Origin of the sequence: Streptomyces sp. NWU339 (genome assembly GCF_003143855.1) — a bacterium.
GTDB lineage: Bacteria > Actinomycetota > Actinomycetes > Streptomycetales > Streptomycetaceae > Streptomyces.
This window is the reverse complement of the sequence record NZ_QFRK01000075.1, coordinates 1-23699: the sequence shown is the minus strand read 5'-3', so window position 1 is coordinate 23699 and position 23699 is coordinate 1. Positions and strand designations below refer to the sequence as shown.

The window sequence follows — 23699 nt, the reverse complement described above, 5'->3', positions numbered from 1 at the left end:
GCACAAGMCCGTCCTGGTGCGGCAGCGGGCCCGGCTGGTGAAGGCGCGGGCCTGGTTGGAACGGGCCCGCACCCCCCGGCCGGTCCCCTCACCGGAGGCCCGTGCCTGTCTGAGTGACCCCGACTCTCGGCTGATGCTCAGCAAACGCGGCGGCTACCTGCAGGGATACAACCTGCAGATCACGTGTGCCCGCCGCCAGCTCCTGCTGGCCATCGAGGTGCACGACAATCCCTCGGACACCACGGCCCTCGTCCCGATGGTGGCCAAGACCCGGCACAACCACCAGGCCGCCGGGCTTCCCGGTGACATCCAGCTCTGGCTCGCCGACAGCGGATACGCCTCCACCGCCGCCTTCGAAGCCCTCACCGACCTTCCGCTGCTGGTCTCGGTCACCAGCGAAGCCCACCAGGCAGGCCTTCCCGCGAAGCGCCGACACGCCCGCGCCGGCCAGCACGCGATGGCCGCCCGCCTCGCCACCCCAACCGGTCGGGCCCAGTACCGGCAACGCAGTGCCCTGGTCGAGCCGGGATTCGCCCAGCTCTTCCAGCGATTCGGGCGCCACCTCAACTACCGCGGCCGCCCGGCCGTGGACGCCGAGATCAAGCTCCTCGGCACGGTCCACAACCTCAACAAACTGCTCAGCCACACGGCCAGAACTCGCTCTTGACCTTCACCGGGCAGGAGTTGTGCGACAGCCTCTGGCCCGCCATGGCCTGAGCGCGAAAGCCGGAACCCGGTCCCGCCGCAGCCGGCGCCCCGTCAGGCACGCATACGCTGCACAACGTGCCAGCGCCGGCCGGCGGGCGACCCGAGGCGGGCCCGCGGCCGGGTCACGGCGCCCGCGAAGCCTCCTTCCGCGCGCCGCAGCGCATCCCGGCCCGCGGCGAGGTTGCCCTCCGGTCCCGGGCCGTTGGTGTTTTGTGCGGGGGGCAGCGGGAACCGTCCGGTGGCGAAGGACGGTGCGCGGTGGGTGTCGGTGACGGGGACGCCGGGCGCTTCACCGGCCGTCCGGCTGAGTGGTGCCGGGCCGAAGGCGGTGAGCAGCAGGTCGGTTCCGCCCGCCACGGCCTCCCGCCCCGTCGGCGAGCTTGTCCGCGTGCGCCCTCGTCAGCGCCCGGGGCGCCTCGGGTGACGTCGCCCGGGCCCGGTCCCGGAGCAGCCCCTGCGGGTCTTCCGGCACGGGCCGGGAATCGAGACCGCACCCGCCGGCGAGTGCGGCGAAGGACGGGTGTGTGGCCGCGGCGACCTGATGGTCCGCGTCCGGCAGCCGCCGTCCCAGTCCCGTGCAGGGCGCGACGTCTCCGCGGGAACCGGCGGTGACGACCAGGATGCGCGTGGAGCGATTCGCCTCGGCGAGATGCCGTCCCAGAGGTGACCGGCTGATCAGTCCGTTTCGCCCGGATCGGGGAGGTCGGCCAGGGTGCGGCGGGCTCGGCGTTCCACCAGGACGGGGACGAAAATCCCGCACGGGCCTGTCCCGCAGGTGGTGGTACGCCTTCCCAACGGCGGCCTCGATCTCCTGTGCCGTGCGACGGCCGGCGTAAGCGGACTTCAGCCGTTCAGTGACCTCCCGGACGGCTGCGGTCTCCCGTGAATCCCCGGGCAACGGCTTCCTCCCCGCACAGGTCACTGAGGATGTTGTTCGCTTCTGTCCGGGAATGTTACGTGGTGGAGGTGGCACGGCGGCGGTGTGGACGCGCCCGTGCCGCCGGCGGGTGCCCGAAGAGCCGGGCTGACCAGGCCCGGCAGGGTGTCGGCGGCGCAGTCGTCATCCAGATGAACGGTCACCCATTGCGACTGCGGCAGCCGCCGGATCGCGGTCGAGCACCCCAGCCGATCACCGAGAGTTTGGATCAGCCAGCCGGTGATCAGCAGGTCCGCGTCCCGTCCGGAAGGAAGGCGCACGATCTTGCATCCGGCGTGGCGCAGCGCCCGCCCGGTGCCCAGCCGGCGGGGGCCGGCGTCCGGCCGGGCCGGGTCCGCAGCCGTTCCATGGCGCGTCGCGCCGCGTTCATGGGTGCATCCTGACCCGGTTCGCCTCTGTGCCACCCGGCCTCTGCGGGATGGCAGCCCCGCCGCGGGCTCTGCCCGGCGGACCGTACCGCCGGCGCCACTGTGCGCTGCCGGCGCTTGCCACGGGCTCAGGACTCATCATCCGGGGATTCCCGCTCAGCGGGCGGGGCGTCCCAGGAGACCTGATGGGCGCGCAGGTCCGCACGAATGCGCTGGGCGAGCCTTTGGGTGTCGTAGCGGTTCAGCGAGGCGCCGAKGGCCGCGCCGACCATGAAGGGCATCAGCATGGGAATCCGGCGGACGGTGAGCCTCAAGAGCCGTCGGCGCAGTTCCCTTCTCACCCGGACGCTGAGCATGAGACCGACGGCGGAGGCCGGTTTCGTGACGTTCAGGCCGCGTCCCTCGGTCCATTCCGCGAGATACAGTGCGGCACGCTGTCGTGCGGTGCCAGGGGCCCGCAGGCCGTACACCTCGTGCAGTTCGGCGATGAGCTTGAATTCGACGGATGCCGTTSCGAGGATGCCCGCGGCCAGCTCCGCGGGCATGGCCGGGGGCGTGGGCAGCGCCGCAGCGGACCCGACRCCCGCKCCKACGGCCTCGGTGCCCCGTACCGCACCGGTGACCAGGTGGTCGGCGATCTCCTCCGGGCCCAGGCCGGGGAACTGCCGACGCARCGTGTTCAGATCGCGGACCGGGATCCGCGGGACCGCTTCGATCAGCCGCCCCGCGAGGAAGGAGGCCGGCGACCATTCRGGGATCCTCACCTCGGGTGACATCGCATCTTCCCGTTCCGGCGGCGTCATTGCTCCTCGACATCTGCCTGTCCACCCCGGTACCCGCTGGCAGTGCGTCGATTCGCGCCGCGCGGCAGGCGGGGTCGGTCAGGCGGACGTGCTGTGAAGCAGGGCGCTGCTCAACGCGCCGGACGGCCCTCGTACAGAGCGGCACGGCGAGGCGGCCGACAACGACGCGGAGCCGACGAGCGACAGCGGGAAGTCGCTGCCGGATTCGCCGTGATCGCACGCCTCGCCGCTCTGCGAGCAGGCACCGCCAAGCCGGTCCGGGCCCGACCTCCCGAGCCCCACAGAACCACCACCTGGGTCATGCGCCTCACACATGTGAGTTCAGAAGGGGAATCGGCCCGGTCCACCAGCCATCCGTGGCGGTGTCGTTCACGGGCTTGGGGTGAGGTGCGGGAGGAAGCGAGGGACGACGGCCGCTGCGAGGGTGGCGGTGGTGGCGCAGGTGGTGACCATGGTCCATGCGACGGGGCCGAGGGGGGCGCAGCCGAAGAAGTGGCTGAGGCCAGGGGTCTGGACAACGGTGATCAGGGCGGCGGCGGAGAGCGCGGCGGTGGCCAGCACGAGGGGACTGTGCCAGTCGGTGATGAGGGTCTGGCCGAGCTGGGTGGTGACGAGGGCGGCCAGGCCCATGGTGCCGGCGCGGCGTGGCAGGCCGGTGAGGCGCCCGGTCTGCCAGGCGCTGAAGGCGCCGAGTGTGGTGGCGGCGCCACGGATGACGAGGAGGCGCGCGAGATCGGGCCCCAGGAGCGTGGGCGCCGGTCCGGCAGCGAGAGGGGCGCCGCCGGACCGGGGGGTGCGGGAGGGAGCGACTGCGATGGCGAGGGCAGGCAGCATGTCGGTCAGGAGGTTGACCAGGAGCAGTTGTCGGGTGCCGAGAGGAGCCCGGCCGGACAGGGCGGTGCCGAGCACGGTGAAGGCGACTTCGCCGGCGTTGCCGCCGAGGAGGATCGCGACCGCGTCACGGACCCTGCGCCACAGGCTGTGGCCCTCGTGGAGGGCGTCGAGGATCCGGGTGGGATCGGGGTCGGTGAGGACGAGGTCGGCCGCGGCGCGGGCGGAGGTGGAGCCGTGGGCGGCCAGGCCGATGCCGACGTCGGCCAGGCGGATGGCGGCGGCATCGTTGATCCCGTCGCCGGTCATGGCGACGACGTGCCCGGTCTGCTGCAGGGCCTGGACGATGCGGACCTTGTGCTCGGGGGAGACGCGGGCGAAGACCGAGGTCCTGTCGATCACCTGGATGCGTTCCGGTTCGGGCAGGGCGTCGAGGTGGGCCCCGGTCAGGACGGTGCCGGTTTGTGGGATGCCCAGGTCGCAGGCGATGGCCGCGGCCGTGGCGGGATGATCACCAGTGACCATGATGACCCGCACACCCGCGTCGGTGAGGCGTTTGACGGTATCGGCCGCCCCGGGCCGGGGAGYGTCGGCGATCGCCAGGAAGCCCAGCAGGRTCAGTTCACCGAYCAGTTCGGCCGGCTGATCGGCGGGATGCGGCGTGGTGGCAGGCGTGCCCTGGGCGACGGCCAGSACCCTCAGTCCGTCGCCCGCGAGGCGCCGTACGAGGCGGTGSGCGGCCTGCAGCCGGGGCGGGTCGAGGGGGACGRTGCCGGCGGGACCGTCCTGGGCGGCGCTCAGGGTGGTGGTGCACCGGGCSAGGACGGTCTCGGGAGCGCCTTTGACGGCGAGAAAGGGCCGTCCCGCGTCGGTGCCCAGGSACGCGGAGTAGCCGCGGCYGGCTTCGAAGGGGAGCTCGGCGCCGGGTTGCCAGGCGTGGTCCAAAGGGCACTGGGCGGTGGCGGCGTCGACGACGGCCTGGTCGGTGGCGTGTGCGAGGGGCCGTCCGTCGGTGGGGCGGGGGCAGGCCCGTGCGGCGGTGCGCAGGAGGCGTTGCCCGGCGGGGCTGTCGACCAGGAGATCGTGGTCGAGTGTGGCCAGGCGGGTGACGGTCAGGCGGCCCTCGGTGAGGGTGCCGGTCTTGTCGAAACAGATCACGTCGGTGCGGCCGAGGGCTTCCAGGACGCGGGCGGAGCGGGTGAGGACCCCGTGGCGGGACAGGCGGCGGGCGGCAGCGGACTGGGCCATGGTGGCGACAAGCGGCAGGCCCTCGGGAACGGCGGCGACCGCGACGGCCACACCGGATGCCAGGGCCTCGCGCACCGGCACGCCCCGCATCAGCCCCAGGAGAGTGACCGCGCCGCCGCCGATGCCGACGGTGGGCAGCGCCGTCCTGGTCAGGGCGGCCAGATGGCCTTCGATGCCGGGCGGGGTGGCCGCGTGGCCGGCCAGATCGGCGGCGCGCCCGGCCTCGGACTGTGCCCCGGTGGCCACGACCACCGCGTAGCCGGTGCCCGTCAGCACCGTGCAGCCCTCGTAGAGCATGCAGGACCGCTCGGCCAGCTCCGCCCCGGGGGTGGCCGCCGGGTTCTTGGCGACGGGCGCGGGCTCGCCGGTCAGGGCCGCCTCGTCGATCTCCAGGCGGTCGCTGACCAGCAGCCGGGCGTCCGCGGGGACGACGTCCGCGGGGCCCAGTGCGATGACGTCCCCGACCCGCAGGTCCTGCGCGGGGACGGGGTGTACCGCGGCCGTGTCCAGTCCGGCGAAGAACCGCACCCGGTCCGACAGCGGCGTGGTCTCCGGGCCTTCCACGAGGGGAGGGGGTGTCCACACCACCCGCCGAGCGCGGATGTTCTGGGTGAGCACAAGACCGGCCAGGGCGCGCTCGGCTCGCAGCCGCTGTGCGCCGCTCACGACGGCGTTGCCGACCATGACTCCTCCCACCAGCGCCGCGTCGATGCTCGACCCCACAGCCGCGGAAGCGGTCGCGCCCAGCGCCAGCACTGGGGTGAGAGGGTCCTGGAGTTCTTCGCGCACCGCGCTCAGCAGCTGCCCCGCCCACCGGATCGGCCAAGCCAGACCGATGGCGACGGCCGCGGCGTGCCCGGCATCGCCGAGGAGACGGGCGGTCCCGGCAGCTGGTTCAACCGCGGGCGGTCCGGCCGTTCCCTCGTCGAGGGCCGTCAGGATGCGGAGGGTCTCACGCGCCCCCAGGGCGTGCCAGGCGCCGCGGATACGGGCCGGGGGCAGGGGGCGGCAGGCCAGGCGGCGGGCGCCCCTGATGCCGCCGAACTGGGCGAGGAAGGCCGCGCCGTACACCGGGGATGTCGTTAGGCCGCCCACCGCCCGGCGGGTACCCGCAGCCGCGATCAGTGCTCCCAGGGCGGACCCGCCCATCGACAGGTGAGCCGATTTTCCGCTGACCTGGCGGGCGTCGTCCACCGCGGACAGGATCCGCCAGACCTGCGCCGTCCCACCGCTGCAGACCAGGTCCGCCGACCACCACGCCCCCGGCGCCCCGACAGGGGCGGTTCCGGGTGTGGGCAGTACGGCGACGCCGATGTCAGCGGCGGCCAGCGCACGGTCCTCGGCCGTGCTGATCAGCAAGACGACCTGCCCGTCCTGCTGCAGGCGCCGTACCTGCTCGGCCAGCGGCGTGGACAGCGGCATGGTCCGGTCGGCCCACGGGAGCAGTTCGGCAGCGGAGACGTGCTCGGTGAGCAGCAGGCGCCGGCTGCCGGAACGGGCCGCGGTCACGACGGCATCGGCCAGCGGGTCGAGGTCGCAGCCCACCAGGACCCGGCCCGTGTACCGGCCGTCCGGGGCGCGCAGGTCCAGCGGCAGCCCCGAGGGGGCATCCGGCCGGGCCTGAAGCGCGTCGGCGGGGCGCTCCAGCCGCCAGCCCCGAACGTCGCTCCACGGGCCGGGGCCGCACAGCCGACGCAGCGAGAGGTCTGCCAGCAACGTCTGCGCGGCGGCCCATACGGCGGCCTCGTCGTGGCCGCCCGGGGCAGTCACCGACAGCAGCCTCGGGCGAGCCGTGCACAAGGCAGCCGAGTCGATCATCACGACAGAGACCCTGTCCAGCAGCCGCAGGACCGCCCCGTTCATCGGGACCACACCGTCCCGGGCCAGGTCCCGGCCCAACTGCGCGCAGAACGCCTCCCGCCCCATCCCCGCGGCCTTCGGCGCCGTAGCCAAGATCGCCTGTGCGGCGGCCTCGGGGCTGCGGGCCCACGCCCACGCTCCTGCCGCGCCCAGCAGGGAGGCCAGCGAGGTCCGTTCTCCGCACTTCTCCACCGGCCCGGCCGGCAGCGGCACCGGCCGGGGCTGTCGCTCCGGGGCTTTTCCCGGCAGTCCTTGCCCCGCCACACCGACCAGCTGCCTCTCCAGCCGGTGCCACGCGCTCTGCCGGGCACGGATCTCCGCCAACTGCCACACGCGCTGGACCCCGTCCAGGACCAGCGGTGCGATACCCGCCGTCGCGGCATGCGCGCACGCGTGGCCCACCCCGAGCACCATCTCGGCATGCGCCCGGCCCAGGCGGCCCTCCAGCATGCTGCGCAGCCGCGGCTGGGTCTCAGCCACGACTGCGGGCACCCGCAGCACCGGAGAGAACACGGGAAGCGGCGTCACCCGGCGAACCGCGGCCACCAGCAGCCCCAAAGAGTCCGCAACCAGCGACGCCCCGGCCAGCACGGCCGGGACGGTGTCGAACGGTGGATGCGGACGATCGCCTGCGAACGGCTCCCCACCGCAGCCGTGCGCCTCCTCCACGCTCTCCACCAACTCCAGCAACCCGTCCACATCGAGGCGATCCTCTTCGGCACCGACAACCACCTGTCCCAGTACCGCGTTCACCTCCGCCCACGCCACACCCTGAACCCCCCGCAGCGCACCGGTCACCTCGCGAGCCAGCCGCTCATGCCGCTCTCCGCACCCGTTCAGTCCGCGCACCTCGATGTGCGCCCTGCCCGACCGGGCCCACACCCGCCGGTGCCCGCGGTCCTCACCCGCGTCCAGCAGCACGCCCACCGCTTCAGCAAGTCCGGCCGGCACACCCGCGACCCCACCGCCCAGCGCGCGCCGCCCCCTCTGCGCCGCATCGACCAGCGCGGCCCTCGCCTGTTCCACAACCGACACGGCCGTACCCACAGGCGCGGTGAACGCCGCCGGAATCGGACGGAAAGCCACGTCCAGCCAGGAAAGGGGAAGCCCGCTCCACGATGGCACCAGCAACTCCTGCTCTCACTCGTCCAGCAACAGCACTGCACGCGCCGGGACACGCTCCACGCGGACACGCCCAAAAACCGCCACGGCGCCGCAGGCACCAGAAAACGATCATCACCAAACCTCATGAGAGGCGCAAAGCAGATGCGCCCGTCCGGGTGGGCGTGCCGGGCCACCGGCCGTGGGAGGCTGGGATAGGTTCCGCGTGGTGAAGGGGACCTTCGAGGCTGCGGCCACCGCGGCCGGGATGTTCGCGGGCACCAACATCGACGACATCCTCGTGCTGACGGTGCTGTTCCTGGCCCGCCGGGCCACCGGCCGGCCCACGGGCTGGCAGATCTGGATCGGCCAGTACCTCGGGTTCGCCGTACTGCTTGTGCTCTCGACGGTCGCCGCGCTCATGCTGGTGGCCTTACCGGACCGGTGGCTGGGACTGCTGGGGCTGGTGCCGCTCATGCTGGGCGTGCGCGGCCTGATCACCGCTGCACGGGAAGACGGATCCGGTGAGGACAGCACCGCCATGGTCGGCGGGGTGCTGCCGGTGGCCGGGCTGACCATCGCCGCCGGAGCCGACAACGTCTCGGTGTACACCCCGGTGTTCCATGCCCTCGGCGCCGGCGCCCTGGCCGTGGTCCTCACCGTGTTCGCCGCCGGGATCGCCCTGTGGTGCCTGGCCGGGGCCTGGCTGGGCACCTCCCGGGCGGCCACCGCGGTCGTCCAGCGGCACGGGCGATGGATCATCCCCGCGGTGTTCGTGCTCATCGGCGCGACCCTGGTCATCCACTTCGGCCCGATCACCCCCTAGCGATCGCCGCGCGGCTGCATCCCCTCACCCGCCCGCTGCACGCGGCAGCCCTCGCGGCCACCCTCACCGGGGCCGGCCCCGAACGCCTCGCACGGGTCCGCGGCAACGACATCGACACCACAGCCACCCACGCCAAGACCCACGACAGCCGAAGCCATTCGCCTCCGCCTGGCCCGCAGGCCAGCACACATACCGAGCCGTGATACCGATCGGCACCACCATGACCCGGCGATCCACCAAAAACGTCAGCGCTTCACCGGCAACCGGTGTCAGCGGCACCACACCGGCCATCACCCTCCCGACCAGAGCCAACATCACCCCGGAGCGCTGACACATCACACAGATCATCACACCCCGCCTCGCGCCACTGCTGCGGTCAGTCCGGCATCCGGTTTCGTTGAGGGTCATGGGTAGCGCCTTCTCGTCACCACTCCGGCTGGCGGGACCGTCCCAGCCGGGGCAGGGCTGCGGCGTCGTACACGGTGGTATGGAGCGCGTGAAGCGGCTGGATTCGTGTGGGGCGGACGACTTCCGGACAGTGGCCCGACGGAGCCGGTGGACGAGCTGGTCGAAGTGGTACCACCCGAGATCGATGCAGGGAGCGCCCGCGCCGTACCGGTTCCGCCGGGGTCGAGCGGCTGGTCCTGCATCCACACGGACCGTCGCCGGAGTGAACCGGGCGAGGGCTCGGCCACGCGTTTGACTTCGAGCGGCTTTCCCACTCGTAGCTTGGAAGCATGGCAACTGCTCAGCACAGGATCGGGTCGGGCTTCGGAGCCCGGAGCACTACGACGGAGGTCCTGCGCGGGATCGACCTCACCGGAAAGCTCGCGATCGTCACCGGCGGCTACTCGGGCATCGGGCTGGAGACGACGCGCGCGCTCGCCGGCGCCGGCGCCCATGTCGTGGTGCCCGCCCGGCGTCGCGCGGCCGCTCAGGAGACGGTCGCCGGCATCCACAGCGTGGAGGTCGACGAACTGGATCTCTCCGACCTCGAGAGTGTCCGCGGTTTCGCCGAACGCTTCATCGCTTCCGGCCGCGGCATCGACTTGTTGATCAACAACGCCGGGATCATGGCCTGCCCGGAGACACGAGTCGGACCGGGCTGGGAGGCGCAGTTCGCCACCAACCACCTCGGCCACTACGCGCTCGTCAACCGGCTCTGGCCGGTGATCGCGCAGGGCGGGGCGCGAGTCGTCACGGTTTCCTCCAGCGGCCACCAGTTCTCGGACATCCACTGGGATGACGTGCAGTTCGAGCACGGCTATGACAAGTGGCAGGCATACGGGCAGGCGAAGACTGCCAACGCACTGTTCGCCGTACAGCTCGACGTGCTCGGCCGGGACGCCGGTGTACGAGCGTTTTCGGTGCACCCCGGCGCCATTGCCACCCGGCTGGGGCGCCACGTGCCCAGGGAGGAGATGCTCGCTGCCGGCTGGATCGACGAGGACGGCAACCCGGCGACCGCCGGGTTCAAGACCCCGGCCCAGGGGGCGGCAACCCAGGTGTGGGCGGCGACCTCCCCGCAGCTGGCGGGCATGGGCGGCGTGTACTGCGAGGACTGCGACATCGCGGAGCCCGCGGGCGACGGTGAGCTCACCGGGGGCGTGCGCACCTACGCGACGGACCCAGGGCAGGCGGCGCGGCTGTGGAAGCTCTCGGCCGAGCTCACGGGGGTCGACGCGTTCGCGGCAACCGTCTGAGCGGTCCCTCCGCATCCACAACGTCGGCCGGTGGTGCCGGTTCGAGCGGACAGTCGATCAACACGACCGCTGAAGGTTTTGACGCCGAAGGTCTCCTGCGCACCTACTGAGAGCTGTTGCGCTCTTGCGGCGCGGCCACCGCGGACGCGGCCTGTTTGATGAGACGGGCCACTGCGGCCGGTGGTGACACGTAGATGGAATGGCTGCCCGCGACCTCGACGGTGGTCGAGCCGGCTCGCCCGGACATGGTGCGCTGGGCGAGCGAAGGGATCATTTTGTCGTCGGTAGCGATCAGGTACCGGCTTGGCTTGGTCCGCCAGGCGGGCTCGGTGGCCTCCCCGCCGAGCACGTCCACGCCCCCCGGGGGATCTGCGAGTCGGCCATGAACGCGGCCGGGTCGGCGGACAGGTCACCGGCGAACGATGCGGGGAATTTATCCCGATCGAGGAACAGGAGGCCGTCCTTGGGCGGCAGGAGCGGCGGTCCGGGCACGCCGGCGAGGAGCGTGTCGACCGACTCGCCCGCGTCGGACGCGAACGCCGCGATGCAGACCGGGGCCGCCACGTTCGCGCCGGTGCCCGCTTCGGTGATGACCGTGCCGCCGTAGGAGTGACCGACCAGCACGACCGGGCCGTCCTGCGCGTCGATGATCATCCGCGCCGCGGCGGCGGCGCCCTGCAGCGACAGGGCCGGGTTCTGCGCCACAGCGACGGGGTGGCCGTCGCGAGTGAGCAGGTCGTGGACCGGCCGCCAGCCGGACCCGTCCACGAAACCGCCGTGCACCAGCACGATTGCGGGCCTGTCAGCCATGGGACGGTGCCTTTCGGTGGAGCCGCAGATACCTCTGGTCGACGTGGCTCAGCCGCCCGTACCTCAGCGTGCCAATACCGCCGGTTGCTGACGCCCCTCCCCCATACGGCACGGTGCACGCCGTTTTGGTCGCAGAAGCCGCGGGAACCCGGAACGGCATGATCCGAAGCATCGCGCGCGGCTGCGCCGCGGGAGCGGCCGGCACCACCGCTCTGAACGCCGTGACCTACGCCGACATGGCACTGCGCGGCAGACCGGCCAGCAGCACGCCGGAAACCGCGGTGGACAAGATCACCACACGCATGGGGCATCCGGTCCCGGACACGAGCGGCCGGGACAACCGGCTCACCGGCCTCGGAGCGCTGTCGGGCATCGCCGTCGGCACCGGCACGGGCGCCGCCGTGTCGCTGATCCRCCGGGCAGGTGTCCGGGGCCCCCTGTGGCTGGGCGGCCTGCTCACCGGCGCCCTGGCGATGGCCCTCRCCGATGCACCGATGGCCCGCCTCGGCGTCAGCGACCCCCGCACGTGGTCGGTCCGCGACTGGACCGCCGACGTCGTSCCGCACCTCGTCTACGGCCTGGTCACCTACGGCGTGATCACGGCATCGGACCAGCGGCGATGACACCCACGACCGACGCCCCCGTGCGACCTCCGGGACCGGCTTCCCGGTCTCGGTCACGATGCGTACAGCCCTCTCCCGGAACTCCGCATCGAACTTCCGCTTCCCCGACGCCATGACTCCCGACTTCCTCTTCCGCCACGATGCCTCCACGTTACGAGGGGAGGCTCACCGCCTGGCTCACCCGGCAGCGCACCGACGTGGACGCGCATTGGCCGCCGCCGGTGATGTTCTGCCTGGTCGGAGAGGCGGTTGTGTTGGCCGCGGGCGCGGGGCTCTGGGCTGCCGCGGGCGGATCGCCGGGGCGAACGGTACGGGATGCCCTGCAGTTCGGTGCTGCGGTGACGATGGGCATCCAAGCGGCGGCCATGGTGGCGGCTGGGCGGGCGGCGGCGCCGACCACCTATCTGACTGGCACGCTGGCCACGTACATTGTGAAGGGTGTGGGCGCGAGCCGCCCGGACCGGTGGGTGCCGGTTCGGCTGGGGGCCCTGATGGTGGGCGCGGGGGCCCCCGGGGTACTGCTGCGGACCGTTCTGGTCTACGCGCTCATCGTCGCCTTGTTCCGCTGCGCGGGGGAGCGGGCCTGGCCGACCTCGACACGTTCGATTTCGTGATCATCTTCTTGCTGTCGAACGGGGCGCAGAACGCGATCATCGGCCCGGACGGCAGCGGGGTGGGAGGCCATCACGCTCGCTGGAGGGCTCGTCGACCGTCGTGATCGAGGACGGCTGGGCCGTCACCAGGGCAGCCAGGCACCTGGCCCTGAGGACCGGGAAACTGGGCCATGCCGTGCGGATTCAGTCCGGCCACACCATCGGCAGCGTCGCCATGGGCCGGCCGGAACCCGACGGACGCCTTGTGGTGTCGCTGCGACCGGGGGACGAGACGGCCACTCATGTCGGCATCACAACTCTCGACGCTCGGCTGGCCGCAGTGGAGCCGGTCCGGCAGCCGTGCCCGGGGGCGGACGCCAAGGCAAACAGATGACGGATGTTTACCAGTGGCCCGTCTTTCGGGCCGCCGAATGGCACGGCGTGCCGATTGAGCTGAGGCTCAGGTCGTCGCAACGGCAACGGCCCGTTCGGCGGCGTCGCGCAGGACCTGGGCGCTCTCGAGCAGTGCTTGGTGCTCCTCAGGCGTCATGGTGGGTACGTGCATCTGCTGGACTCCACCCGCCCCGAGAACGCTGGACAGGGAGAGTGTGACCTTGTAGCGGGAGGAGTAGGCGGCGACGGGCAGCACCGCGCGTTCGTCACGCAGTACCGCCTCGACCAGTCGAGCGGAGACGGCACCGATGCCGTACTGGCTCGCGCCGGTGCCTTCGATGATGGTGATGTTGGCGTAGCGGATGTCGTTCTCGATCTCCCCACGCGTGTCCTCGACCGACCTGCCGTCCTGGGTCAGCAGGTCGGTGACGGAGATGCCGCCGACGCTCGCCGAGGACCACAGCAACACTTCGGAGGTGCCGTGTTCGCCCATCACCAGAGCCTGTCACCAGAGCCTGTACATCACGTGGCCGGACCCGCAGACGGTCGGCGAGTTGCACGCGGAACCGCAGACTGTCGATGAGGGTGCCGGTCGAGAACACCCGGTCGTGTCCGGCGAGATGGCGCGTGAGGTCGGCCAGCGGGTCCGGGGGGTCGGTGACCACCATGAGCACCGCTTGCGGTGCGACCTCGACCACCTGGGGGACGATGTCGGCGAAGACCTTCGCGTTGGTCTCCAGCAGCCGCAGGCGCCCCTGGGGGTCGGACCGGTCGGTGGCACCACCGGCCTTCTCGTTCACCCCCGCGGTGATGACGACGACCGCGGCGCCGGCCAGGTCGTGGTAGCCACCGGAGCACACGTCGACAGTGGGGGACAGCGGCGCGGCGTAGCTCAGGTCGGCGGCGACGCCGTCGGCGCGGGCGGTGTTGCGGTCGATCAGCACGATCTCCCGGCAGGTTCCGCCGCGTTCGACCAGGGACAGGGCCGTGGCCGATCCGACTGCACCCACCCCCACGACGCCTACCCTCATGTCTGTACCTCCGACGGTTCGGCCGGCCTAGGCGTCCCGGCTTCCACGGGCACGACGGCTTCGCCGGTGTACACCAGGAAGGTCAGCATCTCCTGGAAGTACAGCCGGATGCTGCGCTCGTCGTGCGACAGGTAGCCGATGGACACGTCCTGGCCGATGCGCAACTCGAAGTCTCCGCCCCGTTTCGACAACAGGAAGGCGCCGTCGATGGCGGGTGCCCAAACGATGTCGCCGTCCAAAACCCGAGCGATGTGCTTGATGATCGGGTAGCCGTAGTCGGACGTTTCGCTGACAGCGGTGTACGCCGCGGCACTCAGAGCCAGGGCGTACGGGCCGCCCACACCGGCGAGTCGCAGCGCGGTCAGGGCCTTGCTGATGGCGTCCGGGTAATCGCGCGCCTCAGCCGGCAGTGTCAGAACGGAATTGGACGAACTCTCCCGCAGACCGGAGATGTCCGCGGCCGCGTACCCCTCGAACACCGTGCGGTCTTCGGCGAAGGCGATCCGACGGGCGGCGTCCTTGACCGGCTGCCAGTCCGCATCCTTGGCGCCTCGTGCGACGTCGTCGACCTGCTGCCGATCGACGGTGAACGACGCCCGCAGCTCGACCAGCGGCTGGAACCGGCGTATGCGGGCCTTGACCCCTTCAGCCGGCGCCTCCACGTCCTGTAGGTGGCCGGTTCCCACACCCGCCAGCTCCAGTTCCCCCGGTTCGGGCACGTCGACCATTCGGCGAGCCGCGACGTGCCGCTTGAACGTCCGTCGTGCCTCGTCCTCCAAGTCGGCCCACGCGGCGGCGGAGATGGGTGCCAGTTCCCGATGCAGATTGTCCATCGCCGGTGCTCGCCTCCTGTCACGTCCTCAGATCGCCGATCCCCAGGGAGCCGTCCGTAGCAGGCAGGCGGACCGTTACAGGCACGGCCTCGATCTCGTCCACGCTGCCGATCTCGTCGGCTCCGTCGGTCTCCTCGCTCTCACCCGCGGCCGCCGGATCGGGGAGGTCGTCGAGAAAATCACTGGTGGGCACGTAGAACAGCGATCCGGTCATCGGCGTGGAGAAGTCCAATATCCGGTCGTGGGAGGCCTGAGGGGCTCCCAGGAACATGCGCTCCAGCATCTGCTCTGTCACGGCCGGAGTGCGGGCGTAGCCGATGAAGTACGTGCCGAATTCGCCCTGCCCTGCGGCGCCGAAGGGCATGTTGTCGCGGAGGATCTGACGCTTCGTCCCGTCCGGGTCCTCGATCGTGGTCAGCGCCACGTGGGAGTCGGCTGGTTTGACGGTGTCGTCCAGTTCGACGTCGGACAGCTTCCGTCGCCCGATCACCATCTCCTGCGCCTCCACCGGAAGTGCGTTCCAGGCTTGCAGATCGTGCAGGTACTTCTGCACGATCACGTAACTGCCTCCGCTGAACTGGGGGTCCTCGTCACCGACCAACACCGCAGCCCTCGCCGTCGGGCCCGTCGGATTCTCCGTGCCGTCCACGAACCCCAGCAGGTCACGCACGTCGAAGTACTTGAACCCGTGCACCTCGTCACGGACGGTGACGACGGTGCGAAGCCGCTCCATGATCTCGGCCGCCAGGGCGAAGCACAGGTCCAGCCGAGCCGCGCGAATGTGGAACAGCAGGTCACCCGGTGTCGAGACCGCCTGGTGCCGCGCTCCGACCAGTTCACGGAGACGATGCAGATCCGCCGGGCGGGGGCCGGCGAACAGCCGATCCCACGCCTCCGAGCCGATGCCCGCGACCACGCTCAGCTTTCCGTCCGGCGTCGCCCGGAAGCCGACCGCCCGCTGCAGCCCATTGAGGCCCGACAGCAGCTCCCGTACGACCGGCTCACCGCCCGGGTCGATGGTCACGACCAGGAAAATCGCCGCGTTCGTCAGTGGGGACAGCACCGGCTGGGGCACCGGGTCCTGGGAGTGTGCGCGCATGGCACGCGCCCCTTCCTGACGATCACTGACGGGTCGGGAGACCCTGATCCCAAGCGGAGACGCAAGCACGTGACGGGCAGCGGAGCCGCCTCTGGCTGGCCGATGGCCCTGATCGGCGCCCTGGCGCCGACCCCATCGAGTGCCCGCGGGAACGCTTCCTCGCTCACCGTATGACGTAACCTGAGCACTCGCCACCGCGGCGCGATGGCCTGCTGGCCATGATGCGCTCAACACCGCAGGCAGGTCCGTCCGGTTGCCGCTCCGATGACCTGTTCGACTTGCCATGCGCTCGTGGAGGGCTGGAGACACGTGCACCGGCGGGGCGAGCACCAGATACGCCGAGCCCCGGACCGATGTGGCTGAGCTTGATTCTGTCGGGGATCTTTAGAATTTTTGATCATTGTCCTTGGCGCCACCAGCGGGGCCGGGGCAATTCGTTGTCGACGAGGTACCGCTGGAACGCCGTCGGTGAACGGGGGCGGTAGGTGGCGTCTGCCGGTTCCTGGGCGCTGAAGCGTTCGATGGTGACGGCGATCGCGGTCAGGACGTGCTGGACATGGGCCTTGGCAACGCCGTGGTAGCGGCAGCGGCGCATCCGATGACCGTTGACCAGCTCATTCATGGTGCCCTCGACTCCGGAGCGTGAGGCATAGAGCCGCTGCCACTGCGGGTCCTGCTGATCGGCGCGGTTGCGGGCCTGGAACTCGTGCAGGCGTCGGGGGTCGATCCGGCAGCGCACTGCCTCGGCCGCCTGACGGTCCGACAGGTTCAGCAGAAATTGCAGCATGCTCACCGTGGCGAGCTGGGCCGGAGACAGGCCAGGCCGCCCGTCCCGTGGATACCAGTCGTCGAAGTCCTCGTCGTGCCACAGCCCGTCCAGCCGGTCTCTCACCCACATTGCCGTCGTGCCCTTCGGATTGCTTGCCCGCGCCACCCGCGCAGTCGAGGGCGGAACTTGCTCGCCAGAGCGGGGACGGAGGGACACCGGCTCACCTCGTATGTACGGCAGTCGACCTTCGGAACCAAGCCGAGCCTGCCCGATGACCACGCCGTTCCGCCTGGGAACCGCTGAGTAGGCCCGGAGCGCGGTGCCGGGATTGCTCCCGGTCCGTCTCTCCGGACCTCTCGCCGAACCCGCCGTGCGCCTCTCAACGCAACGGGCTCTCCACGATCCCTGCCGTCAGGCGTGGTTGATACTGGTCCAGGGATTGGGGATCCTCGACGCCCGATAGCGGTAGCGGGTGACCGTCACCGCTTCGATGTCGAACAATTCGATCCCGTCCGCGTGTGGGCGGCGCCAGCCCCCGCGGGGGTCGGCGAGCCACCGGCGGACGTCCTTCCACCGCCAGCGATGCAGGGCTCTCAGCCACCGGACCACCCGCCACCAGAGTCCAGGGATTCCGGCCTGGGGCGGGCTGACCCTTCCGAGGGCTTCCTGCTTCACCGCGCCGTGCGGGCACGTGTGCCCGTCCTAGCGTGGAACCGGGCCGGGAAGCCTTCCAGAGAGAAAGTTTCCCAGGCGCCTCACAGGTGGGAAGAGCCGTACCACCCATGGAGTGCGTGGCGATTCCGGAGCCGGTGGGGAAGGGCACCTGACCCGGAGTCTTCGGCTTGGTCGCCATTGCCGGTTCGCCGGGGCGCCGGAGTCCCGGGCCCCGGCGAGCGGGGCCAGTCACTCGCCGGAATCGTCCTCGGCTTGTTCCGGTCTCCGGGCGATCTGTTCGAGGGCGGCGAGGTCCGCCGGGGCGAGCCGGTCGATGAAGTGGTGCCGTACCGACTCGACGTGGGCCGGTGCGGCGTTCCCGAGCGTGTCCAGACCCCGTGCGGTGAGCATCAGGAGACAGCCCCTGCCGTGGTGGCGGGCAGCTTGGCGATCAGTGCCGTGAGCTCTTCGAGTTCCTGCGGGGTCAGATCGGTGAGCGGAGGCCGGACCGGACCCGCGCTGTGACCGGTGGCGGTCATACCGGCCTTGACCACGCTGACCGCGTACCCGGCCCGGCGGTTGCGGATCTCGGTGTAGGGCAGCACGAAGTCCGACAGCATCCGCGTGACGTCGGCCTGCCGGAGCTCGCGGACGGCGGCGTAGAAGGCCAGGGCGAACTCGGGCAGGAAGTTGAAGATCGCCGAGGAGTACGTGGTCACACCCAGCTGGAGATAGGGCAGGGCGAACAGCTCGGCGGTGGGCAGGCCGCCGATGGAGGTGAGGCGCTCCCCGAGACGGGCGTGGATGCGGGTCACGGTGTCGATGTCACCGACGCCGTCCTTGTAGCCGACGAGGTTGGGACAGGTGTCGGCGAGGCGTGCGACGGTGTCGGCGGAGTAGATCGCGTTGGCGCGGCTGTAGACGACGACGCCGAGTGAGGTGGAGCGGCATACCGCTTCGACGTGCTGGGCCAGGCCCTCCTGGCAGGTTTCGGTCAGGTAGGGCGGGAAGAGCAGGATGCCGTCGGCGCCGGCGCGCTCGGCGGCCGCGGCGAACTCGACGGCGGTCGCGGTGCCGTAGCCGGCCGGGGCCAGGATCGGCGTGCCGTCGGGCGCGCTGTCTGCGGCGGCGGCGACGACGCGCTCGACCTCGGCGGGGGTGAGGGAGAAGAACTCGCCCGTGCCGCCGGCGGCGAAGAGACCGCCGAGGCCGTACTCGCCCAGCCGGACGATGTGTTCGCGGTAGGCGTCCTCGTCGAAGGAGAGGTCGTCGCGGAAGTGGGTCACGGGGAAGGACAGCAGCCCGGAGCCGATACGGCGGCCGAGTTCTGCCGGGCTGAAGGATGCCATGGGACTGCTCCTGAAGGTCGAAGTCGGGTGCCGGCCGCGGTGTTCACCGCAGCCGTCGGTCGGAGGTCGGTCGGACGGGCGCCGCCGGGAACGTGGTGTGCCGGTGCGGGCGGGGCGGCTGTCCGAGGTCGGCGCTGTCCGCGCAAGGATGCGCGGGCGCCGGCAGCGGGGGCGCCACACCTCGCCTGACGTGAGGTGTGGCTGATCCGCGGGAGCGTCGCAGCCCGTCGACGGCTGACGCTACGCTCCGCGAATGATGCACGTCCAACACGGATTTTGGATGTCGCGATACCTGGAGAGCATCAGTGTTCACCCTTACGCAGTTGACCAGTTTCGTAGCCGTCGCGGAGGAACTGCACTTCACCCGTGCGGCAGAACGGCTGAACATGACGCAGCCGCCACTCAGTCGACAGATCCAGTTGCTGGAGAGCGAACTGGGCGTGCAACTGCTGGACCGCACGAACCGTTCAGTGCGGCTGACCCCCGCGGGCCGGGCCTTCCTGGTCGAGGCTCGCCGGATTCTGCGCCAGAGCGAGCACGCCGCTCTCGCTGTGCGCCGGGTCTCCCTCGGTGAGGCGGGGGCGATCGCCGTCGGGTTCACCGCCGCCAGCGCCTACTCCGCTCTCGGTGGCCTTCTGGAAACTGCACGGGCCGCCCTGCCGGGAGTGGAGATCCTTCTGCAGGAGCTCGTCACCCGCGACCAGTTGAAGGCGCTCGGGGAAGGCTCGCTCGACCTGGGGCTGGTCCGACCGTCGGCCGTGGGAGCCGATCTCACCGCACGCACGGTGGTGCGCGAAGGGCTGCTGGCGGCGCTTCCCGCTCAGCATCCGTCGGCCGCGGAGGCAGGACCGATGCGGATGGAGGACTTCGCCGGCGAGGACTTCCTGATGTACTCGCCGATCGAGGCCCGCTACTTCCACGAGTTGCTGGCCGGCATCTTCCGGGCCGCCCACGTCTGGCCTGTCTTCACCCAGTACCTCGCGCAGGTGCACAGCATCCTCGCCCTGGTCAACGGCGGCTGGGGCATCGCTCTCGTGCCCGAGTCCGCCGCCCGGATGCGCTTCGGCGGGATCGTCTTCCGGTCGGTGACCCTGGCGGACCCGAAGCCCGTCGAGCTGAACATCGTGTGGCGCAAAGGCAATGAAAACCCTGCTTTGAAGGCCCTATTGCGGCATGTGTGACATAAGCCTTCCCTCTGCACATCGCACGGCGGTCATTCAAGCAAGGTATGGCACGCAACAAAACTTGACATGGACGTGAATGAAAACCATCTCTACGGTCGGTGCAGCCACCGGTCGTGTGGCTCGGGCCACGCGGCGCCGCTGCCGCACAACCCAGGTTCAGGAGAGATGGATCATGTCCGCTCTCATCCGGCAGGACGAGTCGGGTGACCGCCGGCACCGAGCCCCCGTCGGCGCAATCCGCCTCAGGGGAACGGTTCGGGCCGGGACCTTCGACGCCGCGACCCACCCCGTCCGGCGAAGAGGGCCCGATGCCGGCTGAGCGCTGGTCGCCGTCCCCGTCAGGACGTGGTGACGCGAGGCCGGTGGCGGGACGGCGACGCGCAGCCGGTGCGGAGGTGCTGAGGCACGACCGCCGCACCCCTCATGCGAAGCCTCCTGTTCCTGCCGCGTGTCCGCGTCGACCGCTACGGCGCCACCACCGTAGCGCGCTCTGACGATCCGCCCCGCCGCTTCACACGACCGTGGCGAACTCACGTGATGCCCACACGTCTGCTCGACCCACAGTTCGAAGGGGAACTGACATGCCACTCGTCGTAGTCGGAATCAGCGTTCTGGTTCTGCTCCTGCTCATGACCAGAATGAAGCTGAACGGCTTCGCGGCCCTCCTGCTGGTGGCGGTCGGGGTCGCCGTGGTCCAGGGGATCCCGGTGGCCGACATCCCGGACATCCTCTCGGACGGCATCGGAGGCCAGGTCGGCGACACGATGCTGACCATCGGGCTCGGTGCCATGGTCGGCCGCGTCATGGGTGACTCCGGCGCCGCCCAGCGCATAGCCGGCAAACTCCTCGACGCCTTCGGCCCGCGCTGGGTCCAGGTCGCCATGGTCGTCACCTCGATGCTCATCGGCGTGACGATGTTCTACGAGGTCGCGTTCATCATCATCGTGCCCATCGCCTTCACCCTGGTCAGGGTCACCGGCGCGAACCTGTTGTGGGTCGGCCTGCCGATGTCGATCGCCCTGTCCACCATGCACAGTTTCCTGCCGCCGCACCCAGGCCCCACCGCCGTCGCCGCGACCTTCCACGCCTCCGTCGGACTGACCCTGTTCTACGGACTGTTCATCGCTGTCCCGGCCGGCGCGTTCATCGCACTGCTGTGGCCGCGCCTGCCGTTCGTCAAGGCCATGTCCCCCTCCATCCCCAAGGGACTGGTCAGCGAAGGCGAGTTCACCGACGAGGAGATGCCCGGCCTCGGCTGGTCGCTGTTCGTGGCCCTCTTCCCCGTCGTCCTGATCGCCGGCGCCGCGGTGACCGACATGGCCGTCTCCGGGGAGACCCCGTTCCTGCACACGGTCGCGTTCATCGGCTCGGCGCCGATCGCGCTCCTGCTTGCCCTGATCCTGGCCATCTGGGCGTTCGGGCCGAGGATCGGCCGGAGCCTGTCGGACGTCAGCTCCTCGTGCTCCTCGGCAGCCCAGGCGATGGCGATGATCCTGCTGGTGATCGGCGCCGGCGGCGCCTTCAAGAACGTCCTCGTCGAAGGCGGTATCTCCGACTACATCAAGGACGTCACCGACAGTTGGTCGATCTCGCCGATCATCCTCGCCTGGCTCGTCGCGGTCATCCTCCGTGTGGCGCTCGGCTCGGCGACGGTCGCCGTCGTCACGGCCTCCGGTGTGGTGCTGCCCATGCTCGCCGGAAGCGGAGTGAGTCCCGAGATGATGGTGCTCGCCGTCTCCTGCGGCTCCATCGCCTTCTCGCACGTCAACGACCCCGGGTTCTGGCTGTTCAAGGAGTACTTCAACCTCTCCGTCGTCCAGGCGATCAAGGTCCGCACCTCGTACACGACGGTGCTGGCGGTCCTCGGCCTGGCCGGTGTCCTGGCGGGCGAGTGGGCCCTGGGGGTCCTCGGCATGTGACCTCTTGTCCGCTTCCCGCTCCCTCTCCCACCCACGTACAAGGAATCCGAGGACAGCATGAGCACAAGCCGGCCGACCGTCACCGCGTTCTCCGTCTACCCCGTGGCGGGCCGCGACTGCATGGAACTGAACCTCTCCGGTGCCCACGGCCCCTACTTCACGCGCAACATCGTCGTCCTGACGGACTCCGAGGGACGTACGGGCCTCGGCGAGGTGCCGGGCGGAGAGAAGATCACACAGACCCTGCGGGACGCGGAGTCCCTCGTGGTCGGCGCGAAGGTCGGCGACTACAAGCGGGTCCTGCGGGAGATCGGGGACCGTTTCGTCGACCGCGACTCCGGCGGACGCGGTGTGCAGACCTTCGACCTGCGCACCACCGTCCACGCCGTCACCGCCATCGAGTCGGCTCTGCTGGACCTCCTCGGCCAGCACCTCGAGGTGCCGGTCGCCGCGCTCCTCGGAGACGGCCAACAGCGCGACAGGGTCCGGGTCCTGGGCTACCTCTTCTACGTCGGCGACCCCGGCCGCACCGACCTGGAGTACCACCGCGCACGCGACTCGGACGTCGACTGGTACCGCATCCGGCACGAGGAGGCACTGACGCCCGAGGCGATCGTCCGGCAGGCCGAGGCCACCCACGACCTCTACGGCTTCCGCGACTTCAAACTGAAGGGCGGGGTCCTGAGCGGTGCCGAAGAGGTCCGGGCCGTCCGCGCCCTGAAAGCCCGTTTCCCCGAGGCCCGCATCACCCTCGACCCCAACGGCGCCTGGTCGCTGCGCGAGGCCGTCGAACTCTGCAAGCCACTGGTGGGCACGCTTGCCTACGCCGAGGACCCCTGCGGAGCCGAAGGCGGCTACTCCGGGCGCGAGGTGCTCGCCGAGTTCCGCCGCGCCACCGGCCTGCCCACCGCGACCAACATGATCGCCACCGACTGGCGGCAGATGACCCACGCCCTCGCCCTGCAGTCGGTCTCCATCCCGCTGGCCGACCCGCACTTCTGGACGATGCAGGGCTCCGTGCGCGTGGCGCAGCTGTGCAACGCGATGGGGCTCACCTGGGGCTGCCACTCCAACAACCACTTCGACATCTCGCTGGCGATGGTCATCCACTGCGGAGCCGCGGCACCGGGTGAGTACAACGCCCTGGACACGCACTGGATATGGCAGGAGGGCCTGGAGCGGCTCACCGTTGCCCCGCCCCGCATCGTCGACGGTGAGATCGCCGTTCCCGATGCCCCGGGCCTCGGCGTACGACTCGACATGGACCGCCTCCTGGCCGCCCACGATCTCTACCGCACGAAGGCTCTGGGCGCCCGGGACGACGCCGTGGGGATGCGGCACCTGGTTCCCGGCTGGGAGTTCGACCCCAAGCGGCCCTGCCTGGTGAGGTGATGCCGCCGTCCGGAACGGCTCCCGACCGATACGGGGAGTCCCGCGAGTCGGCCCCGGCGTCCTGCTGGATCCGGACAACACTCGCCATCCCCGGATGGCGCCCGCTGCCGACCGCGCCTGGCGTGCCGCCGGTCACCGAAGCGAAGGAGCGGTCGTGGAACAGGACGGACGCCGGAGCCTACTCGTCCGGCTGTGACGCTCGGTTGACGCTCTGGGCGCCCGCACGCGGGACAGCAAGCCGAAAAACCTGCTCTGACCTGGGCTTTTCCGTGACTCGCTCAGGCCGACATCTTCCCGATGGCGCACCACGTGGAGTGCGTGGCGATCCTCGAACCAGCAGCGAAGGGCTCTTGACCTGTGGTCTCTCGGATTTCGTCATCTGTTCGCCCGGTTTCCGGGCACGCAGCACATGAAGGAGCTTCGGTTCCGCCGAAACTTCCCTGACCTGACCCTATGAGGGCCGGGCCCCCTTCCCTGCTCAGCCCGGCGGTACCTACTGTCCGGGTATGTACGGGCTCGGGAAGGAGGCCCTCAATGTCTGTCTACGTCGGTATCGACGTGCACCGCAAGCGTTCGCAGATCGCCGTGGTCGAGGACGACGGTGCGGTGCAGGTCAACCGGAATGTGCCGAACGGGGTCAAGACGGTGCTGTCGGTGATCGGGGA

Annotated in this window: 22 protein-coding genes and 1 pseudogene; 8 read left to right on the top strand and 15 right to left on the bottom strand. The window is 70.6% G+C overall.

The window, feature by feature from the left end; all coding sequences use genetic code 11:
* The coding region (locus DIZ27_RS40495; RefSeq protein ID WP_219933717.1) for a transposase at window positions 1-667 on the top strand (667 nt) is incomplete at its 5' end.
* Window positions 668-759: 92 nt separating this feature from the next.
* Here the strand turns inward: DIZ27_RS40495 and DIZ27_RS40490 are convergent.
* From DIZ27_RS40490 to DIZ27_RS40475, 5 genes are all read right to left on the bottom strand, one after another.
* Window positions 760-1065, bottom strand: coding sequence for a hypothetical protein (locus DIZ27_RS40490; RefSeq protein WP_109383334.1), 306 nt, complete (start codon window positions 1063-1065; stop codon window positions 760-762).
* Window positions 998-1630, bottom strand: coding sequence for a three-helix bundle dimerization domain-containing protein (locus DIZ27_RS49060; RefSeq protein WP_375232065.1), 633 nt, complete (start codon window positions 1628-1630; stop codon window positions 998-1000). The genes DIZ27_RS40490 and DIZ27_RS49060 overlap by 68 nt, the downstream gene beginning before the upstream one ends.
* Window positions 1627-2049, bottom strand: coding sequence for a luciferase family protein (locus tag DIZ27_RS40485; protein WP_375232064.1), 423 nt, complete (start codon window positions 2047-2049; stop codon window positions 1627-1629). The genes DIZ27_RS49060 and DIZ27_RS40485 overlap by 4 nt, the downstream gene beginning before the upstream one ends.
* A gap of 92 nt (window positions 2050-2141) precedes the next feature.
* Window positions 2142-2789: a hypothetical protein gene (locus tag DIZ27_RS40480; RefSeq protein WP_109383333.1), complete on the bottom strand. Its 648-nt coding sequence runs from the start codon at window positions 2787-2789 to the stop codon at window positions 2142-2144.
* A 396-nt stretch (window positions 2790-3185) separates the two neighbouring features.
* Window positions 3186-7781, bottom strand: a complete 4596-nt coding sequence (locus DIZ27_RS40475; protein ID WP_258308804.1) for a cation-translocating P-type ATPase — start codon at window positions 7779-7781, stop codon at window positions 3186-3188.
* Window positions 7782-8085: 304 nt separating this feature from the next.
* Here DIZ27_RS40475 and DIZ27_RS40470 point away from each other — a divergent pair, with 304 nt between their 5' ends.
* Both DIZ27_RS40470 and DIZ27_RS40465 read left to right on the top strand, forming a co-directional pair.
* On the top strand, window positions 8086-8682 hold the full coding sequence (locus DIZ27_RS40470; RefSeq protein WP_219933716.1) for a cadmium resistance transporter: 597 nt from the start codon (window positions 8086-8088) through the stop codon (window positions 8680-8682).
* Window positions 8683-9419: 737 nt separating this feature from the next.
* Entirely contained in the window at window positions 9420-10385 is a 966-nt protein-coding gene (locus DIZ27_RS40465; RefSeq protein ID WP_109383332.1) for an SDR family NAD(P)-dependent oxidoreductase, read from the top strand.
* 103 nt (window positions 10386-10488) lie between these two features.
* Here the strand turns inward: DIZ27_RS40465 and DIZ27_RS48590 are convergent, their stop codons facing one another.
* Entirely contained in the window at window positions 10489-10734 is a 246-nt protein-coding gene (locus DIZ27_RS48590) for an alpha/beta hydrolase (RefSeq protein WP_375232066.1), read from the bottom strand.
* Window positions 10677-11195, bottom strand: a complete 519-nt coding sequence (locus DIZ27_RS40460; RefSeq protein WP_309074982.1) for an alpha/beta hydrolase — start codon at window positions 11193-11195, stop codon at window positions 10677-10679. The genes DIZ27_RS48590 and DIZ27_RS40460 overlap by 58 nt, the downstream gene beginning before the upstream one ends.
* Before the next feature lie 158 nt (window positions 11196-11353).
* Here DIZ27_RS40460 and DIZ27_RS40455 point away from each other — a divergent pair, with 158 nt between their 5' ends.
* On the top strand, window positions 11354-11818 hold the full coding sequence (locus DIZ27_RS40455) for a hypothetical protein (RefSeq protein WP_109383331.1): 465 nt from the start codon (window positions 11354-11356) through the stop codon (window positions 11816-11818).
* 140 nt (window positions 11819-11958) lie between these two features.
* Window positions 11959-12432, top strand: coding sequence for a DUF1275 family protein (locus DIZ27_RS40445; protein WP_109383330.1), 474 nt, complete (start codon window positions 11959-11961; stop codon window positions 12430-12432).
* A 439-nt stretch (window positions 12433-12871) separates the two neighbouring features.
* Here DIZ27_RS40445 and DIZ27_RS48035 read toward each other — a convergent pair whose 3' ends face one another.
* From DIZ27_RS48035 to kdgD, 8 genes and pseudogenes are all read right to left on the bottom strand, one after another.
* Complete coding sequence (locus DIZ27_RS48035) at window positions 12872-13297, bottom strand: hypothetical protein (protein ID WP_258308803.1); 426 nt, start codon at window positions 13295-13297, stop codon at window positions 12872-12874.
* 172 nt (window positions 13298-13469) lie between these two features.
* Window positions 13470-13835 (bottom strand): annotated as a pseudogene (locus DIZ27_RS49055) (NAD(P)-binding domain-containing protein); the annotation flags it as partial.
* The gene (locus tag DIZ27_RS40430; RefSeq protein WP_109383328.1) at window positions 13832-14668 is read right to left on the bottom strand and encodes a family 1 encapsulin nanocompartment shell protein; all 837 of its coding nucleotides are present in this window, start codon (window positions 14666-14668) and stop codon (window positions 13832-13834) included. The gene DIZ27_RS40430 and the pseudogene DIZ27_RS49055, both read right to left, overlap by 4 nt.
* 19 nt (window positions 14669-14687) lie before the next feature.
* Entirely contained in the window at window positions 14688-15767 is a 1080-nt protein-coding gene (locus DIZ27_RS40425; RefSeq protein ID WP_109383327.1) for a Dyp-type peroxidase, read from the bottom strand.
* A 397-nt stretch (window positions 15768-16164) separates the two neighbouring features.
* A complete protein-coding gene (locus DIZ27_RS46280) occupies window positions 16165-16665 on the bottom strand; it encodes a transposase (protein ID WP_258308802.1) in 501 nt (166 codons plus the stop codon).
* 282 nt (window positions 16666-16947) lie between these two features.
* Entirely contained in the window at window positions 16948-17145 is a 198-nt protein-coding gene (locus tag DIZ27_RS40415; protein WP_109383326.1) for a hypothetical protein, read from the bottom strand.
* A gap of 294 nt (window positions 17146-17439) precedes the next feature.
* Entirely contained in the window at window positions 17440-17601 is a 162-nt protein-coding gene (locus DIZ27_RS40410; protein ID WP_219933714.1) for a hypothetical protein, read from the bottom strand.
* On the bottom strand, window positions 17601-18539 hold the full coding sequence (kdgD, locus tag DIZ27_RS40405; RefSeq protein WP_109383325.1) for a 5-dehydro-4-deoxyglucarate dehydratase: 939 nt from the start codon (window positions 18537-18539) through the stop codon (window positions 17601-17603). The genes DIZ27_RS40410 and kdgD overlap by 1 nt, the downstream gene beginning before the upstream one ends.
* Before the next feature lie 305 nt (window positions 18540-18844).
* Here kdgD and DIZ27_RS40400 point away from each other — a divergent pair, with 305 nt between their 5' ends.
* From DIZ27_RS40400 to DIZ27_RS40390, 3 genes are all read left to right on the top strand, one after another.
* The gene (locus DIZ27_RS40400) at window positions 18845-19720 is read left to right on the top strand and encodes a LysR substrate-binding domain-containing protein (protein ID WP_109383324.1); all 876 of its coding nucleotides are present in this window, start codon (window positions 18845-18847) and stop codon (window positions 19718-19720) included.
* A 584-nt stretch (window positions 19721-20304) separates the two neighbouring features.
* On the top strand, window positions 20305-21642 hold the full coding sequence (locus DIZ27_RS40395) for a gluconate:H+ symporter (RefSeq protein ID WP_109383323.1): 1338 nt from the start codon (window positions 20305-20307) through the stop codon (window positions 21640-21642).
* A gap of 57 nt (window positions 21643-21699) precedes the next feature.
* Window positions 21700-23034, top strand: a complete 1335-nt coding sequence (locus DIZ27_RS40390) for an enolase C-terminal domain-like protein (RefSeq protein ID WP_109383322.1) — start codon at window positions 21700-21702, stop codon at window positions 23032-23034.
* The last annotated feature ends 665 nt before the right edge of the window (window positions 23035-23699 follow it).

Bases quoted from the DNA above. Each gene is read 5' to 3' on its own strand.
- DIZ27_RS40465 (WP_109383332.1), top strand. From the start codon at position 9,420: ATGGCAACTGCTCAGCACAGGATCGGGTCGGGCTTCGGAGCCCGGAGC.
- DIZ27_RS40460 (WP_309074982.1), bottom strand. From the start codon at position 11,195: ATGGCTGACAGGCCCGCAATCGTGCTGGTGCACGGCGGTTTCGTGGAC.
- DIZ27_RS40445 (WP_109383330.1), top strand. From the start codon at position 11,959: ATGCCTCCACGTTACGAGGGGAGGCTCACCGCCTGGCTCACCCGGCAG.
- DIZ27_RS48035 (WP_258308803.1), bottom strand. From the start codon at position 13,297: ATGGGCGAACACGGCACCTCCGAAGTGTTGCTGTGGTCCTCGGCGAGC.
- DIZ27_RS40430 (WP_109383328.1), bottom strand. From the start codon at position 14,668: ATGGACAATCTGCATCGGGAACTGGCACCCATCTCCGCCGCCGCGTGG.
- DIZ27_RS40425 (WP_109383327.1), bottom strand. From the start codon at position 15,767: ATGCGCGCACACTCCCAGGACCCGGTGCCCCAGCCGGTGCTGTCCCCA.
- DIZ27_RS46280 (WP_258308802.1), bottom strand. From the start codon at position 16,665: ATGTGGGTGAGAGACCGGCTGGACGGGCTGTGGCACGACGAGGACTTC.
- DIZ27_RS40410 (WP_219933714.1), bottom strand. From the start codon at position 17,601: ATGCTCACCGCACGGGGTCTGGACACGCTCGGGAACGCCGCACCGGCC.
- kdgD (WP_109383325.1), bottom strand. From the start codon at position 18,539: ATGGCATCCTTCAGCCCGGCAGAACTCGGCCGCCGTATCGGCTCCGGG.
- DIZ27_RS40395 (WP_109383323.1), top strand. From the start codon at position 20,305: ATGCCACTCGTCGTAGTCGGAATCAGCGTTCTGGTTCTGCTCCTGCTC.
- DIZ27_RS40390 (WP_109383322.1), top strand. From the start codon at position 21,700: ATGAGCACAAGCCGGCCGACCGTCACCGCGTTCTCCGTCTACCCCGTG.